General features: G+C 64.5%; 17 protein-coding genes and 1 other RNA gene. 8 read left to right on the plus strand and 10 right to left on the minus strand.

Annotated elements, in window-relative coordinates; genetic code table 11:
• Positions 1–29: 29 nt before the first annotated feature.
• A complete protein-coding gene (ptsP, locus tag ACRC0P_RS05885; protein WP_438628861.1) occupies positions 30–2,309 on the plus strand; it encodes a phosphoenolpyruvate--protein phosphotransferase in 2,280 nt (759 codons plus the stop codon).
• A gap of 175 nt (positions 2,310–2,484) precedes the next feature.
• Here the strand turns inward: ptsP and gcvH are convergent, their stop codons facing one another.
• Complete coding sequence (gcvH, locus tag ACRC0P_RS05890; RefSeq protein WP_438628863.1) at positions 2,485–2,871, minus strand: glycine cleavage system protein GcvH; 387 nt, start codon at positions 2,869–2,871, stop codon at positions 2,485–2,487.
• A 19-nt stretch (positions 2,872–2,890) separates the two neighbouring features.
• On the minus strand, positions 2,891–3,979 hold the full coding sequence (gcvT, locus tag ACRC0P_RS05895; protein WP_438628865.1) for a glycine cleavage system aminomethyltransferase GcvT: 1,089 nt from the start codon (positions 3,977–3,979) through the stop codon (positions 2,891–2,893).
• Between the two features lie 278 nt (positions 3,980–4,257).
• On the opposite strand from gcvT, the gene ACRC0P_RS05900 reads away from it, so the two are divergent.
• Positions 4,258–6,027 carry an SLC13 family permease gene (locus tag ACRC0P_RS05900; protein ID WP_438628867.1) on the plus strand — a complete coding sequence of 590 codons (1,770 nt, stop codon included), beginning with the start codon at positions 4,258–4,260 and terminating at the stop codon, positions 6,025–6,027.
• A gap of 113 nt (positions 6,028–6,140) precedes the next feature.
• On the plus strand, positions 6,141–6,821 hold the full coding sequence (locus ACRC0P_RS05905) for a 2OG-Fe(II) oxygenase (RefSeq protein ID WP_438628869.1): 681 nt from the start codon (positions 6,141–6,143) through the stop codon (positions 6,819–6,821).
• A 106-nt stretch (positions 6,822–6,927) separates the two neighbouring features.
• On the opposite strand, the gene ACRC0P_RS05910 is transcribed toward ACRC0P_RS05905, so the two are convergent.
• A complete protein-coding gene (locus tag ACRC0P_RS05910; protein WP_438628871.1) occupies positions 6,928–7,494 on the minus strand; it encodes a CBS domain-containing protein in 567 nt (188 codons plus the stop codon).
• A gap of 263 nt (positions 7,495–7,757) precedes the next feature.
• On the opposite strand from ACRC0P_RS05910, the gene ACRC0P_RS05915 reads away from it, so the two are divergent.
• Complete coding sequence (locus tag ACRC0P_RS05915; protein ID WP_438628873.1) at positions 7,758–7,910, plus strand: hypothetical protein; 153 nt, start codon at positions 7,758–7,760, stop codon at positions 7,908–7,910.
• A gap of 83 nt (positions 7,911–7,993) precedes the next feature.
• On the opposite strand, the gene ACRC0P_RS05920 is transcribed toward ACRC0P_RS05915, so the two are convergent.
• The 6 genes from ACRC0P_RS05920 to ACRC0P_RS05945 all read right to left on the minus strand — a co-directional run bounded on the left by ACRC0P_RS05920 (position 7,994) and on the right by ACRC0P_RS05945 (position 14,642).
• Positions 7,994–9,118 (minus strand): CNNM domain-containing protein, encoded by a 1,125-nt coding sequence (locus tag ACRC0P_RS05920; protein ID WP_438628875.1) that lies wholly within the window; start codon positions 9,116–9,118, stop codon positions 7,994–7,996.
• 81 nt (positions 9,119–9,199) lie between these two features.
• Entirely contained in the window at positions 9,200–10,090 is an 891-nt protein-coding gene (locus tag ACRC0P_RS05925; protein ID WP_438628877.1) for a rhomboid family intramembrane serine protease, read from the minus strand.
• A gap of 149 nt (positions 10,091–10,239) precedes the next feature.
• The gene (locus ACRC0P_RS05930; RefSeq protein WP_438628879.1) at positions 10,240–11,469 is read right to left on the minus strand and encodes a UbiH/UbiF/VisC/COQ6 family ubiquinone biosynthesis hydroxylase; all 1,230 of its coding nucleotides are present in this window, start codon (positions 11,467–11,469) and stop codon (positions 10,240–10,242) included.
• Between the two features lie 34 nt (positions 11,470–11,503).
• On the minus strand, positions 11,504–12,742 hold the full coding sequence (gene ubiH, locus ACRC0P_RS05935) for a 2-octaprenyl-6-methoxyphenyl hydroxylase (RefSeq protein ID WP_438628881.1): 1,239 nt from the start codon (positions 12,740–12,742) through the stop codon (positions 11,504–11,506).
• Positions 12,739–14,070, minus strand: coding sequence for a Xaa-Pro aminopeptidase (gene pepP, locus ACRC0P_RS05940; protein ID WP_438628891.1), 1,332 nt, complete (start codon positions 14,068–14,070; stop codon positions 12,739–12,741). Before pepP ends, ubiH begins: the two co-directional genes overlap by 4 nt.
• Positions 14,071–14,093: 23 nt before the next feature.
• The gene (locus ACRC0P_RS05945; protein WP_438628883.1) at positions 14,094–14,642 is read right to left on the minus strand and encodes a UPF0149 family protein; all 549 of its coding nucleotides are present in this window, start codon (positions 14,640–14,642) and stop codon (positions 14,094–14,096) included.
• 164 nt (positions 14,643–14,806) lie between these two features.
• On the opposite strand from ACRC0P_RS05945, the gene ACRC0P_RS05950 reads away from it, so the two are divergent.
• The 4 genes from ACRC0P_RS05950 (at position 14,807) to ACRC0P_RS05965 (ending at position 16,230) form a co-directional block, all read left to right on the plus strand.
• A complete protein-coding gene (locus ACRC0P_RS05950; protein WP_308365401.1) occupies positions 14,807–15,010 on the plus strand; it encodes a TIGR02449 family protein in 204 nt (67 codons plus the stop codon).
• Positions 15,010–15,321, plus strand: a complete 312-nt coding sequence (locus tag ACRC0P_RS05955) for a cell division protein ZapA (protein ID WP_438628885.1) — start codon at positions 15,010–15,012, stop codon at positions 15,319–15,321. Before ACRC0P_RS05950 ends, ACRC0P_RS05955 begins: the two co-directional genes overlap by 1 nt.
• A 70-nt stretch (positions 15,322–15,391) precedes the next feature.
• Positions 15,392–15,572, plus strand: a non-coding RNA gene (gene ssrS, locus ACRC0P_RS05960) — 6S RNA.
• 79 nt (positions 15,573–15,651) lie between these two features.
• Positions 15,652–16,230: a 5-formyltetrahydrofolate cyclo-ligase gene (locus tag ACRC0P_RS05965; protein ID WP_438628887.1), complete on the plus strand. Its 579-nt coding sequence runs from the start codon at positions 15,652–15,654 to the stop codon at positions 16,228–16,230.
• Between the two features lie 303 nt (positions 16,231–16,533).
• Here ACRC0P_RS05965 and ACRC0P_RS05970 read toward each other — a convergent pair whose 3' ends face one another.
• Entirely contained in the window at positions 16,534–16,674 is a 141-nt protein-coding gene (locus ACRC0P_RS05970; RefSeq protein WP_438628889.1) for a hypothetical protein, read from the minus strand.
• Positions 16,675–17,314 lie beyond the last annotated feature (640 nt).

Consider the following 17,314-nt stretch of genomic DNA (forward strand, 5'->3'; position numbering starts at 1 on the left):
CCTCTGCCATCTGGAAGGAGGACAGGCCTTTGCTCGGATCCCTGCGCAGTATCGTCCAGGAAGTCAACGCGGCCCGGGACCTGCACGCGGTATTGGATATCATCGTACGCCGCGTGCGCGAAGTGATGCACACCCGTGTCTGCTCAGTCTACCTGCGGGACAAAAAGTCCGGCAACTACGTGCTGATGGCCACCCAGGGCCTCAACCCGGATGCGGTGGGCAAGGTGCGTCTGGCCCCCGGCGAGGGCCTGGTGGGCAATGTGGTCACCCGCGAGGAACCCCTCAACCTGGAGCAGGCGGAAGCCCACCCCGCCTATCAATACTTCCCCGCCACTGGTGAGGAGCGCTTTTTCGCCTTTCTAGGCACCCCCATTATCCACCACCGCAGCGTCCTCGGCGTATTGGTGGTACAGCAGGCGGAGAAGCGCCGCTTCGACGAAGGCGAGGAGGCCTTCCTGGTCACACTGTCCGCACAGCTGGCCGGGGTCATCGCCCACGCCGAGGCCACCGGGGCGCTGGCAACCATCGGCAAACAGCGACACGAAGCCAAGTTCAGCGGGCTTGCCGCCTCTCCCGGGGTGGCCATCGGCCACGCACATATCGTCGCCCCGCCGGCCAACCTGGCCACAGTACCCTACTCCTCCTGCGGGGATGTGGAAGCCGAACTGGAACTGTTCCACCAGGCCCTGACCAACGCCCGCAAAGAGATCCGGGAGGTAGGCGAGCGTCTCAAAGATGAGCTGAACCGGGAGGAGCGCGCGCTGTTCGACGCCTATATCAGCATGCTCGACGACAACTCCCTGGCGGTGGAAGTGTGCGACCGCATCCAGCAGCAGCTCAGCGCCCCCCGCGCCTGGGCCGAGGTGATGCTGGAACACGTGCGCCGCTTCGAGGCCATGTCCGACTCCTATTTCCGCGACCGCGCCGCCGACGTGCGCGACCTGGGTGCGCGGGTGCTGATGCACCTGCGCCAGCAGCAGCAGAGCCAGCGGGAATACTCGGAAAACACCATCCTTGTCGGCGAGGAATTGACCGCCGCGGTGCTCGCGGAGGTGCCGCGGGAAAAGCTTATCGGCCTGGTGTCGGTAAAGGGTTCCGCCAACAGCCATGTGGCGATTATCGCCCGCGCCATGGGCCTGCCGGCGGTGATGGGGGTACAGGACCTGCCCTACGAACAGATAGACGGCGCCGAACTGGTGGTGGACGGTTACCGCGGCGAACTGCATGTGCACCCGGGCCGGGAACTCCGGCGCCGCTATGACAGCATCGTGGAGGAAGAGCGCGAGTTGGCGCGCAACCTCGACCACCTGGCGGGCCTGCCCGCCGAGACCTCCGACGGCCATCGGGTGCGCCTGTGGGTCAACACCGGGCTGATGGCGGACGTGGTGCGTTCCCTGGAGCGCGGCGCCGAGGGCGTGGGGCTCTACCGCACCGAGGTGCCCTTCCTTCTCCGCGACCGCTTCCCCTCGGAGGAGGAGCAGCGGGAGATCTACCGCGAACAGCTGCAGGCCTTCGCTCCGCGGCCGGTGACCATGCGCACCCTGGACATCGGCGGCGACAAGGCTCTGGCCTACTTTCCCATCGAGGAGACCAACCCCTTCCTCGGCTGGCGCGGCATTCGCGTCACCCTGGACCACCCGGAAATCTTCCTCGGCCAGGTGCGCGCGATGATGAAAGCCAGCCTTGGGCTGGACAACCTGCGCATCATGCTGCCGATGATCAGCGGCGTGGGAGAAGTGGACGCGGCACGGGTACTGGTGGAGCGCGCGCACCAGGAACTCCTGGACGAGGGCTATGAAGTCGCGCTGCCGCCGCTGGGCATTATGATCGAGGTGCCCTCGGCGGTTTACCAGGCGCGCGAACTGGCCGAACGGGTGGACTTCATCTCCGTGGGCAGCAACGACCTCACCCAGTACCTGCTGGCAGTGGACCGCAACAACAGCCGGGTGGCCAATATCTACCGCTCCCTGCACCCGGCGGTGCTGCGCGCGCTGCAGGACGTGGTCACCGCCGGGCGCGAGGCGAACACCAAGGTGGGGATCTGCGGCGAGCTGGCCGGCGACCCCGGCGGCGCCCTGCTGCTGATGGCCATGGGTTACGACGTGCTGTCCATGAACGCCACCAACCTCCCCAGGGTCAAGGCCGCGCTGCGCGGGGTACGCAAAGCGGATGCGGACCAGTTGCTGCAGCAGGTGCTGGCCATGGACAATGCGGAGGATATAGAGGAGACGGTGGAGGAATACCTGAAAGGACTGGGACTGAAAGCGCTGCTCCAGCCGGCGGGGGATAACGAAGTGGCCAGGGGTTAGCAGAAACTCTTCTGTAGGAGCGGGCCATGCCCGCGATCGGCCTCTGTTCGCGGGCATGGCGGATGGCCGCCCCGCCGCTCCTACAGGGGGGAGTCAGTTTTTTGTTTTATGGGGTGCGATCGCGGCCAGCGGCCGCTTCTACATTGGGAGTCGACTACCGACCATCACCACCGCTCTACTCCTCGGACTCGGCCCGGTAGGCCTCCGCATCCAGCAGCTTGTCCAGTTCACTCGGGTCGCTGGGCTTGACGCGGAAGAACCAACCGTCGTCGTAGGGAGAGGCGTTGACGGTTTCCGGGGCGTCTTCCAGCGCCTCGTTAACCGCGACCACCTCGCCGGAAACCGGTGCATAGATATCGCTGGCGGCCTTTACCGACTCCACCACACCCGCCTCGTCGCCGGCGGCCAGGTTGGTGCCCACTTCCGGGGTCTCCACATAGACCACATCCCCCAGCGCATCCTGGGCGTGGTCGCTGACACCAATGGTCACCGTGCCGTCCTCCTCCAACCGCGCCCACTCGTGGCTGGACAGATATTTCAGTTCACTGCGAATTTCGCTCATGCTGTGATCCCTCTAATTATCAAATTACGGATTTTCCGTTGCGCACAAAACAGGGTTTTACCACCTTTACCGGTACCCGTTTGTTGCGGATTTCCACCTCAGCGGTTTCGCCTACGGTTACCGGCACCCGCGCCAGCGCGATGGAGTGGCCCAGGGTGGGGGAGAAGGTGCCGCTGGTGATGATACCGCGGCCACCGTCGCCGTCCACCACCACTGGCTGGCCAGCGCGCAGCACGCCGCGCTCTTTCAGCACCAGCCCCACCAGCTTTTCCTTTACGCCCTCGGCTTTTTCCTTCTCCAGCGGTGCGCGGCCGATAAAGTCGCGCTCTTCCGGCAGCCAGGCGATGGTCCAGGCCATGCCGGCGACCAGCGGCGAGGTGTCCTCGTCCATCTCGTGGCCGTAGAGATTCATGCCCGCCTCCAGGCGCAGGGTGTCCCGCGCCCCGAGGCCGCAGGGAGCCACACCGGCGTCCGCCAGCGCTCGCCAGAAACCCGGGGCATCCTCTCCGGGCAGCATGATCTCCAGGCCGTCCTCGCCGGTGTAACCGGTGCGCGCCACAAACCAGTCGCCACGAGCCACACTCTGGAAGATCTCCAGATCGTCGATGGCTGCGATCCATTCGATGCCCAGCGCCTCCTTGGCTTTGTCGAGCGCCTCGGGGCCCTGGATTGCCACCATGGCGAGTTCGGGGCGCTCGCTCAGGGTCACGTCGAAGGATTCCGCGTGGCGGTTCATCCAGGCCAGGTCCTTTTCGCGGGTCGCGCAATTGACCACCAGGCGGTAACCGGATTCCTTCAGGTAGACGATCAGATCGTCAATCACCCCGCCGCGCTCGTTGAGCATACCGGTGTAGAGGGCCTTGCCCGGGTTGCCGTCCAGCCTGGCCACGTCGTTGGCCAGCAGGTGGCGCAGGTAGTCGCGGGCGCCGTCGCCGTCGATATCCACCACGGTCATATGGGAGACGTCGAACATGCCCGCGTCGCCGCGCACCCGGTTGTGTTCATCCAGCTGCGAGCCGTAGTGCAGCGGCATGTCCCACCCGCCAAAATCCACCATCTTGCCGCCCATGGCGACATGTGTGTCATACAAAGGCGTTCTGTTTCCCATCTTTTTTCTCAAATCCAGTGCGAATGAAAGACGCGTATTCTAGGGCCTGTTCACACTAAATTCGATAGCCGAGAATCTAGTGTGGTGTGACCAGATGGCGATATCCTGCAAGCCTGGCAGGCGGCGGGATTTAGACCTGTGCCCCCCAGCATCCGCCGACAAAGATTCCAGACACAGGTGGAATCGACAGAAAGCTATATAAATATGCCAAAAAATAACTTTTGGCGATAACGCCTATACGGTAGTTTTAGCCGACACTCCCCGGACACGTACTGACTATGGATTGGGCTGGCTGGTTTTCCCTGGCGCTGGTATTCGCTTCCCTGGCAACGTTAATCCTTACCCGGCTGCAGCCGCACCTGGTGATGATGGCGGCGCTGACTCTGCTCAGCGCCAGCGGCGTGCTCACCGCCGAGGAGGCACTGTCCGGCTTCAGCAACAGCGGCCTGATCACAGTCGCCGCCATGTTCGTGGTGGCCGCCGGCATCCACGCCTCCGGAGGTATCGACCTGCTGGTCAAACACCTGCTGGGCCGGCCCGGCTCGGTGCGCGCGGCCATGTTGCGGGTGTTCACTCCGGTGGTGGCGCTGTCCGGCTACCTGAACAACACTCCGGTGGTGGCCACCATGATTCCCGCGATCAACGCCTGGGCCAAGCGCATCGATATAGCGCCGTCCAAGCTGATGATTCCGCTCAGCTACGCCGCGATTCTCGGCGGCACCCTCACCCTGATCGGCAGCAGTACCAACCTGGTGGTCAACGGACAATACCAGGCGCTCACCGGACGCGAGAGTTTTTCCCTGTTCTCCATCGCCGCCGTGGGGCTGCCCGCCGCCCTCGCCGGTACCCTGTTCATGCTGCTGTTCTTTCCCCGCTGGCTGCCGGACCGCCGCGAAAAGAAACCGTTTGGCAACCTGCGCGAGTTCACCCTGGAAGTAGCGGTCGCCCGCGGCGGCCCACTGGTGGGGCAGACGGTGGAGGAGGCCGGCCTGCGCGGACTGCGGCGCGTCTACCTGGCGGAGATAGAGCGCAACGGCAACGCGATCACCCCGGTGCGATCGGAGGAGGTGTTGCGCGGTGGCGACCGGCTGGTATTCGCCGGGGATACCCAGGCCATTTCCGACCTCCTGCGCATGCGCGGCATAGTGCCCTCGGAGGAGGATGCCGGCGAGACCCTGGCCACCGAGCGCGGCGAGCGGAGACTGGTGGAAGTGGTGGTCTCCCCCCGCTGCGACGCCATCGGCAGCAGCATCCGCGACGCCCAGTTCCGCAGCCGCTACGGCGCCGTGGTGCTGGCGGTGGCGCGCAACGGCGAACGGGTGGCCGGCAATCTTTCCAGTATCAGGCTGCAGGGCGGAGACACCCTGCTGCTGGAGACGCGCCCGGCATTCGTCAGCCGCCAGCGCTTCAACCGCGACTTCCTGCTGGTCAACGAACTGGAGGAGGAGTCCCCGCGCCACGAGAAAGGCTATATCGCCTGGGGCATCATGATCGCCATCGTGCTGGCCGCCGCCAGCGGTCTCACCAGTATGCTCAACGCCGCCCTGCTGGGTGCCGGCGCCATGCTCGCCAGTGGCTGCTGCTCGGTGAACCAGGCGCAAAAGAGCCTGGACCTCACGGTGATTCTCACCATCGCCGCCTCCTTTGCACTCGGCGTCGCCCTGCAGAAGACCGGGGTGGCCGCTGTGCTGGCGGAGGGCGCTATCAGCCTCTCCGGCGGCCGCCCCTGGCTGATGCTGGTGGTGGTCTACCTGTGCGTTTCCCTGCTCACCGAGATGGTCACCAACAACGCCGCGGCAATTATCATGGTGCCCATCGTGCTGCAGATCACCGGCAACGCCGGCCTGAATCCCGAACCCTTCATGTTCGCGGTGATGATGGCCGCCTCCGCCAGTTTCGCCACCCCGCTGGGCTACCAGACCAACCTGATGGTCTACGGCCCGGGTGGCTACCGCTTCAGCGACTACCTGCGGGTGGGCATTCCGATGAACCTGCTGGTGGGGCTGGTGAGCATCGCCGTGCTGCTGAGCGGATGGGACCTGGTCTGAATGGCACTAAGCTTAAGAACCAGGGGGCCTGCTGCCGGGGCGTGAATTCTTCTTTGCGCAGCCCCATTCCGGGTGTATAAGGACTTCCCCAGCGCCCTCCCCGGAGTACCCTGTTGAACCCAGCCCCTTCCGCCGCCGAGGCCCGCGAGTTCGGTCCCGGCGGCGGCGACTCCCTGGACCCAATCGCCGCCGCACTGCGCGAGCACGGCTATATCGTCCTGCCCGCGCCGCTGCCACCGGCACTGTTGGGCGCGCTGTTGCGTCACTTCAAATCCATCGACCGCGAGCGTTTCAGGCGCGCCGGTATCGGCCGCCACGAGGACCTCCAGCTCAACCGCTTTGTGCGCACCGACGAAATCTTCTGGCTGGACAAGTCCAACCCGGCGGTCTCCGCCTACCTGGACTGGGCGGAGGCCCTGCGCCTGGGGCTAAACCGGAGGCTGTTCCTGGGGCTGTTCGACTACGAGTGCCACTACGCCCACTACGATCGCGGCGCCTACTACAAAAAGCACCTGGACGCCTTCAAAAACGGCACCAACCGCGTGGTCAGCACCGTGCTCTACCTGACTCCCAACTGGCAGCCGCAGGACGGTGGCGAGTTGGTGATCTACCCACCGGAAGGCTCGGGGGAAGAGCCCCTTATCAGGGTGGCGCCGCGCTTCGGGCAAATGGCGATCTTCCTCAGCGAGGAGTTCCCCCACGAAGTGCTGACGGTGCACCGGCCCCGCTACAGCGTTACCGGCTGGTTCCGGGTCAACAATTCCCTGGGGGAAACTATCGATCCGGCGCGCTGACGGGTGTGTTCTCACCCCATCATGTAGGAGCGGCCCATGGCCGCGATCGGACTTGCTGCCAACCGAGAGTTCGATCGCGGGCATGGCCCGCTCCTACAGCGCCTCGTCAGTGCACCGGCGCCAGCTCTCGCAGGATGCCGGCAACGGTGGGCGCCTCATCGATACTGATCTCCGCGTGCAACCGCTGCCCCACTTCGGCGGCACTGATCAGTCCGCGCACATGGTGCAAGCCGACGTCAACTACCAGGCAGTCCCTCTGTCCGTGCCGGCGCATGGCCTGCAACACCTCGCGGATACTGCTTTTCTCCACCTGCTGATAGCTGAGCATTTTCAGCTGGTTGCGCGGGCGCATCAGGTCGCCCACGATCAGCTCCTGGCGTTTGAGTCCGGCGGCTACGCACTGCATCACGCGCTGGTAGGAGATATCCTCCGCGGTCAACAGACCGGTAAACCGGCCTCCGCTATCGATCACCAGCACCGCATTCAGATGTCCCGCGCGCATCACCTCGAGCGCATCGATGGCCGCCACCGATGGAGTCAGCAGCGACGGGTGGTGGTCTTTGAAATCGGAGACGAAACTGAGTGCGGGGGAATCCAGGGACAGCTCGTTGAACTCTTCCGGAAACACCAGCTTATCCAGGTCCTGCAATTGCAAAAAATTCAGCTCTTTCATGGCAATAACTCGCATTCTCCGGCGCGGCGACGCCGCGCCGACAGGAAAAATCGGGATCGGGCCACGCGGGAAAGTAGAGTTATTAATCCGTCATGAAACGTTTTAATAACCGGCGCGGGCCCATGGGTTCTCTGGATATCGGGTTATGCGGAAGGAGGGGCTCGTATGGAGTTGCCGCTGCGGGCTATCTGAAAAGGAGTCTGACTGCAAAGACCGGGAGTCCGAAGACGGCCGAACGGGTCCCCCGCAGTTGCGGGAGCGAGTTGAAAATCTCCATCGCCGTCTTCATCAGCGGGAGGGAAGCTCAGACCATCGCCGTCGGTCTGCAGGAAGCTGGCGGCACTTCCAACCTTTTGGGTTTCAACCGGGCCCGTCTCCGCCTGTACCGCATTGCACAGCAGGAGAACAAGAAATAAAAGCCCGGTTCGCACGAAAAAAATCCTACATTAAAATAACGAATACCCGAATTGATAGACCGCAGCGGTGGAGCGGGGTTTCATCACTTGTCGCTGTCCGGCCGGTCAACGGTATCGCTTTCGGTCTCCCGTCCCTCCTGCGCCTCCTGCACCTCTTCATCCACCTTTAATCCGTATCTTTTCGACCGCCAGCGCCACAGTCGCTTGGCGACTTCCTGACGGTCCGGGGTCTTATCCGCCTCGTCGACGATCTCCTCCCCCAGCAGGGTTTCCAGCAGGTCTTCCAGGGTCACCAGCCCCTCCAGGCCACCGTACTCGTCCACCACCGCGCTGATCTGCACCCGCCGCGCGAGCATTTTCTGGAAAGCATGGTAGATGTTTGCGGTCTCCGGCAGCATCAACATATCCCGCCGGTATTCCGCCAGTTTTTCCGCCTGGTTGCCGCGGGCGTAGGCCAGCAGCAGGTCCTGCTTGAGCACGAAACCCACCACACAGTCCGGGTCCTGGCGCTCGTATACCGGGATGCGCGAAAAACGGCTTTTTTCCACCTCTTCATAGGACTCTTCCACAGTCGCGTCCTGGGACAGGGAGAACACCACGGTGCGCGGTGTCATCACCTCGCGCACGGAGTGGTCGCGCAGGGTGAAGAACAGGTTGTGCAGGATATTCGATTCGCGCCGCTCCAGTTGTCCTTCCGCCTCGCCCAACTCCGCCATCACCGCAAACTCCGCGCGGCTGAAACCAGTGAGGGTGGGCCCGTGGGAAAGGCCCCGGGTCAGCCACTCGGACAGCTTCACGAACGGGTACAGCACCCATACCAGAAGCCGCAATACATAGCCGGTCACCGGCGCCAGCTGGCGCCAGTAAAAGGCGCCCAGGGTCTTGGGAATGATTTCCGAGAAAATCAGGATCAACAGGGTGAGGATCGCGGAGGCCAGGCCCAGAAACTGGCTGCCGAAAACCGCCGCCGCCTGGGCGCCCGCACCGGCGGCGCCGACGGTATGCGCCACGGTGTTGAGCGTGAGAATCGCCGCCAGCGGTGAGTTGATGTTCTCCTTGAGTTCGCGCAGCACCCTACCCGCCCTGTGGCCCTCCCGCTCCAGCAGGCTGACGTAAGGCGTGGAGACACTGAGGATCACCGATTCGGCGATCGAACAGAGAAAGGAGAAACCCAGCGCAATCAGAACGTAGGCGGTCAGTAGAATCATAAATCGTTAGAGCCTGTCTGGATTCATGCTCGAGACTTTCCGGGACCGGGCTTTTGCAAACTTCAAACAGGTTCCCCGATTTTATTTGGCAAAATTCTGCGCGCCACCGGCGAGGCAGTAACAGAACGCCAACAGCAAGCCGCAGAAAAATCCCCCCAGGTGCGCGGCATTGGCGATGCCGACGCCGATAACATACTCCACCAGCCCGCTGGCGCACAACAGCAACCAGGCCACCGCCAGCCCCACGATACCGGGGGGCACATCCCGCCAACCCGGCTGCCAGCGCTGCAGTACGAATACGCTGCCCACCAGCGCGTAAACCACGCCGGACATGCCGCCGAAAAGAATTTGTGGAGACCAGTAGTACTGAATCAGATTGGCCACCGGGGCGGAGACAAAAACCAGTATTGCAAAGGGAAGGGTGCCGGCGCGCGCCTCCAGCGGCCGTCCCAGAATCCAGACGCCCAGGGCGTTGAACAGCGCGTGGGGCAGCGAGAAATGCACCATCGCCGGCGTCCACAGCCTCCAGTAATCTCCTTCGGCCCAGTGCCGCGCCAGGGTGGACAGGCCGGAACTTCCGATTCGCTCCGGGTCAATGACCAATCCCCCCGCCAGACCTTCCCGCAGCAGAAACCAGCCGATAAAACACAGCGCGATCAGGATCAGGCTGAGGGGCGTACGCCGCCAGGGCCAGCTCGGCAGGAATACGGCGGAGGCCGCTTCCTCCGTTTCCCCTTCCCCGGCAGCCTCCACCGGCTCCACGCGGATATCCGCGAGATTGATTTCCCCGGCGCGCCACCGCTCCAGCAGCGGGCGCAGCATTTCCGCCAGCTGCGGATCGGGGGTGGAGACCACCTGGCGGCTTCCCTCTTCGGCAATGCGCAAGGGAAGGTGGTAGCGCCGGGTAAATTGCGCCAGTTCGGTGAGGTCTCTGTCCAGGGGGAATTCGCTGATGTCGATCCAATGATTCAAGAGTGGGCCTGTATCAACAGTGGGGCGAAGCTATGGCGGGCCTGCGACCCGCTTGCGGAGCTGGAACTCCGCGGTCCCGAGTCCCGAGTCCCAAGTCCCGAGTCCCGAGTCCCGAGTCCCGAGTCCCGAGTCCCGAGTCCCGAGAAATCCTACACCGCCATGGCGCGGAGAATAATGCGCTTTTTCAGCAGCGGACTCGCATCCACCACACTCAGGCCGGTGTTGCGCAGCCAGCGCCAGTGCAGGTCGCCGGCGCCAAACAGGGATTTGAAGGTACTCATGGCCTTGAGGGTGGCGGCATTGTCGCCGCGGCGGCGGCGCTGGTAGCGGGACAGCGCCGAGGGGTCCGCGGGCTCCAGGCCGCGGTTCAGGGCGCGACCTATCTCCTCACTGAGCGCGCGCACGTCCTGCAACCCCAGGTTGGCCCCCTGCCCGGCCAGGGGGTGGATATTGTGGGCGGCGTCGCCAATCAGTACCGCGCCGGGGCCGTAGTAGGATTCCGCATGGCGCGCCCGCAGCGGAAAGGAGAAGCGCTCGCTCACCGATTCGACACACCCCAGGCGGCTCTCGAAAGCCTTTTCCAGGTTCAGTGCGAAGGCACTGCCGTCCAGCATCATCAGCTCCCGCGCCAGGGCCTCGTCCGCCGACCAGACCACCGCACAGTGGTTGTCATCCCCCAGTCCGGCCAGGGGCAGGAAGGCCAGCGGCCCGCTTTTCAGAAAGCGCTGCCAGGCGGTGTGTTGGTGCGAGGCTTCGCAACGGGCCACGCACACCAGGGCCGTCTGCTGGTACAGGGTGTCGCGGGTGCGGATTCGCAGCAGTTCGCGCACCTTGGAGCGGACGCCGTCGGCCCCCACCAGCAGGCGGGTGCGCAGAATTGCCCCGCTCTCCTCCAGCCCCTCGATGACGTTCACGCGGTCGCTGCGCGCCTGCAGGTGCCATAGGCCGCAGTCGCGCCACCAGCTCTCCAGGCGAAAGCCGGTGATCACTTCCACATTGGGCAGGGTTTCGATGCGCTCGCGCAGCGCCGATATCACAACGCTGTTTTCCACGATGTGCCCCAGGTTGGGCAGCTGCACATCGCGACTGTTGAAGCGCACCGAGCCGGTGCCCTCCGCATCCCACACGCGCATTTCCGTGTAGGGACAGGCGCGCCCGGCAATCGACGGCCAGACCCCCACCTCGTCGAGCAGCTCCAGGGAGGCCTGGGTGAGCGCCACCACCCGGGGGTCGTAGGTGGCCGCGGAAACCTCCGGCAGTTCCCCCGCCTCCAGCAGAGCCACCTGCAGCTGTGGGTGGCGCACCGCCAGCAGGGCGGCCTGGGCCATGCCCACCATGCCGCCGCCTACGATAGTGATATCCATGCGTTCTCTGTTCATCCGGCGTTTACCACCTGCTACCGTATCCCGCCACTTAAAATCCGAACCCCGCCGCCTGGCCGACAAAGCCGGCCCGCAACGGCGGCGCCAGGGTCAACCCCAACAGCCCCGCCTGGCGCAGGCCCCGGGCCCACGGGCTCCCGGAGGCGAACAGCGACGGTACCCGATCACTGAAACCGATGGTCAGCTGTTGATCCAGCCGCCGCTCGCGGCCGTACTCCTGTAACAAGTCTAGCTCTCCCGGCGGCGCGCCGGCGGCGCAGCCGCGGGCGAGGGTCAGGGCCAGGGCATGGCAGTCGCGCAGCGTGAGGTTGAAGCCCTGCCCGGCCACCGGATGCAGGAAATGGGCGCAGTTGCCCACCAGCACCAGGCCGCGGCGCCATTGCTCTTCCGCCAGGGACAGGCTCAGGGGATAACTGTGCACTTTACCGGCGCGCAGGATGCGCCCGGCGCGCCAGCCGAAGGCCCGCTGCAGGCGCTCGACAAAGGCATCTGCCTCCAGGGAGGCGATCTGCTCCGCCTCCTCGTCGGCGCAGGTCCACACCAGTGCCATGCGGTGCTGGCTATCTCTCCGGGGCAACGGCAGCAGAGCCATGGGCCCCCTCTCGGTAAAGCGCTCGTAGGCCACACCGCCGTGGTCCCTCTGCAGGCCGACGGTGGCGATCAGCGCCCGCTGGCGGTATTCCACCCGCTGCACGCCGATATTCAGTTGCCGGCAAAGCGGCGAATCCACACCGTCTGCCACCACCAGCAGGCCCGCCTGCAATGTCCGCTCCGGGCCATCCTCCTCCGCGCGCCAGCTCAACTGGGCCCCCCCGCTCCCCATGGTCACCCCGCGCACCTGCGCCGGCGCGACCAGTTGCGCATCGGTTTGCGCCAGGGCGTCGTAGAGCACGGGGCCCAGGGCGGCATTCTCGATCACCGCGCCGAGCATGCCGGCAAAACTGGCGCGCTTTCGCGGGTCCGCCTCCAGGATCGCGCCCAGGCCCCGACCGCGGTCCGATACCTGAACCCGTTCGATCGGCGCACAGTAGTCGCGCAGCCGCGGCCAGAGCCCCAGTTCGGAGAAAATCTGCAGGCTGCCGGCGGCCACCGCGGTGGCGCGGGTGTCGAAACTGGGCAGCTGCGGGGCGGCGCCGGCGGTTGGCAGCGGCTGCCGCTCCAGCAGCGCCACCGACAGCTGCGGGCAGAATTTTTGCAGCAGCAGCGCCAGGCTGGCGCCGGCCATGCCGCCGCCAACGATGGCTATGTCCACAGTGTCCACAGTCTTCACCACAGTTCCCCCTGCACCTGGCCCTCGCGCATGGTGTATTCGATATCCGCCACCGTTTTGGGTGCAGAGGCGGAAAGCACCTCCGGGCCATCCTTGAGCAGCGCCACATCGTCCTCGATGCGGATGCCGATACCGCGAAAACGCTCGGGCACTTGATCGTCGTTCGCGGCGATATAGACCCCCGGTTCCACGGTCATCGCCATTCCCGTCTCCAGTTGCCGCCACTGGCCGTGCACCCGGTAGTCGCCGGCGTCGTGCACGTCCATACCCAGCCAGTGGCCGGCGCGGTGCATGTAAAAGCGGCGGTAGGCGCCGGTTTCGACCAGGTCGCTCACCTCGCCGCGCAGCAGGCCCAGGTCCACCAGTCCGCGAGTGATCACTTCCACACTGGCCAGATGGGGCTGGTCCCAGTGATTGCCGGCGCGGATCTCGTCGATCGCAGCCCGTTGTCCGGCGAGCACGATTTCGTACAGCGCCTTCTGCTCGCCGCTGAAGCGGCCGTTCACCGGGTAGGTGCGGGTGACGTCGGCGGCGTAGCCGCGGTACTCGCAGCCGGCGTCCACCAGCACCAGGTCGCCGTTTTTGAGCGGCGCTCTGTTGGCGCAATAGTGCATCACCAGCGCGTTGCGCCCGCCGCCGACGATGGTCGGGTAGGCCGGTTCGCGCGCACCGGCGGCGACGAAGGTATGCAGTATCTCGGCCTCCAACTGGTATTCATACAGGCCGGGGCGGCAGTGCGCCATGGCCCGCGTGTGCGCTTCGGCGGTGATCTGCGCGGCGCTCCGGAGCAGGCGCAGCTCCTGGGCGCTCTTGAACAGTCGCAGGTCGTGCAACTGGTGATCCAGGTCCACCAGTTCCGGCGCCCCGGCGCTGCCGCGGGCGCGGTCGATTTCATGCAGGTAATTCTGCAGGCGCCGGTCCAGTTGCGGAAAACGCCCCAGGGTATAGTAGATGCGCTCGCGCCCCTCCAGCAGGCCGGGCAGGATATCGTCCAGGTCGCCGATTGGGAAAGCGTCACACAGGCCGCAGTGTTCCGCGGCGCGTTCGGGGCCCAGCCGCGGGCCCTCCCAGGTCTCTTTTTCCGCGTCGCGCTCGCGGCAGAACAGCAGCGCCTCCCCCTGGGCCCGCCCGGGCACCAGCACCAGCAGCGCCTCCGGCTCCTCGAAACCGGTGAGGTAGAGAAAATCGCTGTCCTGGCGAAATGGGAAATAGGTATCGCGGGAGCGCAGCTGTTCGCGCGCGGCGGGCACTATCGCCAGGCTGCCGGGCAGCAGCCCGGCGGCCAGCCGCGCGCGGCGGCGTGCGAATTCCGCCTTGCCGATGCCCATAGCTGCGCTTCTATAGTCGGTCATCAGTGAACGGTGGGGCCACGGCTCCCGGCTGCTGTGTCAGCAAAAATATTCAGCACCGCCACCCGCACATACTCCTGCACCTGCACAAGTTGGCTCTCCGCCTCTTCGGATTCGCCAGCGGCCTGCTCGTCCACCTGCGCGATGACACTGATATCCTGCAGTGCCTCACTGCTGGTAGGCGGCAATTCGCCGCTGTGGCCACCGATGCCGAAACCGTGCAGGAACCCCTCGCACCAGGTCCCCAGGGTGAGGGTGCGCTCGGCCAGGTCTTCACTTCCGCTGAGCAGCAGCTGGAATCCGAAGTCGCTGTCGCGCAACTGCCGCAGGCTGTCCTCCGCCAGTTGCAGAAACTCCCGGTTCAGCTCCGCGGGCACGGCTTCCAGCTGCAAAAACTCCCCCAGCTCCCTCTGCCAGCGGCTTTTATCCGGTCGCGCGCCGGCGGCCAGTAGACCGCACGCAAACCCGTGCAGTTCGCTGGGGTCCACTTCGCCACCGGCGGACAAAATCGTGTTGGCCAGGGAATCGAAATCTTCGGCTGCGCGAGTCATAACTACGCTCATTCAATATGATCAGGATTTGTGCAATTCGCCGCTTTTGACCAAAGTGGCCGCAGGGCAAGGGGCAAAATTGTGATTGCCTGGGTGGGCGGGCAATTGACCCCTCCCATACGCCGGCAATATAGTAGCGGAATAACCCGGCCTACGCAGGAATTATGGACAAGTTGCAAGCGCTAGAAAGCACCGTGGACTCGCTGATCGCCCGCTGCCAGCAGCTGGCCGAGGACAATCGCGAGTTGCGCCGGCAGGAGGCCGAGTGGCTGCGCGAGCGCCAGCGCCTGGTAAAAAATAACGAGGCCGCCCGCTCGCGGGTCGAGGCCATGATCAACCGCCTGAAAGGGCTAGCGCAAGAATCCTGATGGGTGAGCCAACTCTGACCTCAGAGACTGTCACGGTCTCCATACTCGACAAAGAGTACCGCGTGGCCTGCCCGAAGGAAGAGCAGGCCGAGCTGCAGGCGTCTGCGCGGCTGTTGCACGAGCGCATGTCGCGCATCCGCGCCAGCGGCTCGGTGATCGGTCTGGAGCGCATAGCGGTGATGGCGGCGCTGAATATCGCCCACGAACTGATTCAAGCCAAGGCGGAACTCACCCGCGCACCACTGGAGCAGGAGATGCTCGAACGCCTGCAGGAGAAGGTGCAGTCCGCACTTGGTGAAATAGACCCTTGACTTTGGTGCTTGCACGGGATTTCCGGCACAGAGCCGTTTAGCCTTTTTTCCCCGCGCGCGTTATACTTCTTCTGCCCTGAGGTGTTGGCCAGTTGACTATGTCCTCGAGCCGATAACGTCACCCTGGCGGCTTCCAGCGGGTACTGGTGCGCAAGTCCGCCAAGCAGCGGAAAGCCTAATGTATCCCGGAGGCCTCCACCTTGAACCCTACGGTTCAAGGCTACGTCTTCAGCCGCACGCTCGGGGCTCCTTTTTCAGCTCCGGATAATACGTTTTGAATTGTCCGGAGCGCGCCGGTCCACGAAAGTCTTCTCCAGCTAAATTTCAACCATGCAAGAAACCAAAGCGCAACTGCGCCGCAGGATGCGCGCGGCGCGGCGCGGCCTGAGCCGATACCGACAGCGCAGTGCCGCCACAGCGGTTGTCTCCCGACTGGGCCGCAGCTCCCCGTTTCGCCGCGCCCGGCATATCGGCATCTACTGGCCGATGGACGGCGAGGTGGACGTGCGCGGGCTGGTGCGGCAATTCCCCGACAAGCGTTTCTATCTGCCGGTTCTGCCGGCGGCGCCGCGGCCGCAGCTGCGTTTCCGCCACTGGAGCGGCGGAGCGCTCAACTACCGCAACCGCTATCGCATTCCGGAGCCCCTGCGCGGCCCCCTCCAGTCGCCGTGGCGACTGGACCTGGTCCTGGTACCGCTGGTGGCCTTCGACCCCGCCGGCGGGCGCCTGGGCATGGGGGCGGGATTCTACGACCGCACCTTCGCCTTCAAGCGGCGACTGCCGGGCGCCGGCCCGCAGATGATCGGCGTGGCGCACCAGTTGCAGTGTGTGGAGCAGCTGCCGGTGGACGGGTGGGATATTCCGCTGAGCGCGGTGGTGACGGAGCGGCGGCTGTACCGGTGTGACTGATGGTCTAGTGTGGTGCAAGGTACTAAATGCGGATATCAGCGGGCCGCTAAGCGGCCAAATGCAACGCCGCAGATGGCTGCTTAGCGGCCCGCCCGAAGGGAGCCCCCCAAAATGCCCACAGCGGCGTTGCAGCTCTTGAGAATGGAATGACCATTCCCTGCGAGCTGCGCCTAACTGTGAACATTTTGGGGGGCTCTGATAACCGCATTTAGTACCTAACACCACACCAGGGGGTTCGCCCCTACGAAAAAGCCGGATGCGGGAGCATCCGGCTTTTTCGTTTGCGCGGGCCGAGTGGTGCGCTTAGCGCGTCACCACTCCCTGCTGCAGGGCCGCCGGCGGCTCCGGGTCTTCGGAAGCGAAAACCTCGGTGAGACCGGCACTGCTCAGCAGCACTCCCGCAACAAAGACAATCACGGCGATTGTCAGTGCATCGGGTTTCATGGGGACCATCCTGTACGATCGAGTGTGTTCTTGTTATGAGCGTTTCACCCTGCATTAGATTCACTTCAACGCAAAAGTTCCGCATCGAGCAAGATACTCGACTACCGGTGGAAAAGTAACCGACCAGGAGAGGTTTTTTGTGACAAACCTCTCAAACCCCATTAAAAAGTTCGACAATCCTGTTGAGCCAGGATTCGGCACCCCGTAGGAGCGGGCCATGCCCACGCGACAAATCGGCAGGATAGTCGATTTGGACGCCGCAGGCGTCCGAAGGGCGAGCGCAATGGACGGCGCGAACCAGCGCCGGTGGCTATACCCGCAAGCTGATCGCGGGCATGGCCCGCTCCTACAAAGGGGGGCTGGTGTGGTGTAAGGTACTAAATGCGGATATCAGCGGGCCGCTAAGCTGCCAGATGCAAGGCGCATTTGCGCGGGCGTAGCCCGCTACGTCAAGCAAATGCAACGCCGCAGATGGCTGCTTAGCGGCCCGCCCGAAGGGAGCCCCCCCCTCTTCACCTGGTAGAGAGGGCCCACAGCTGCGTTGCCGCTCTTGAAAAGGGCGAGCCATTCCCTGCGAGCGGCGCCTTCCTGTGAACATTTTGGGGGGCTCTGATAACCGCATTTAGTACCTTACACCACA

It is taken from the genome of Microbulbifer sp. (genome assembly GCF_051659245.1).
Classification (GTDB): Bacteria; Pseudomonadota; Gammaproteobacteria; order Pseudomonadales; family Cellvibrionaceae; genus Microbulbifer.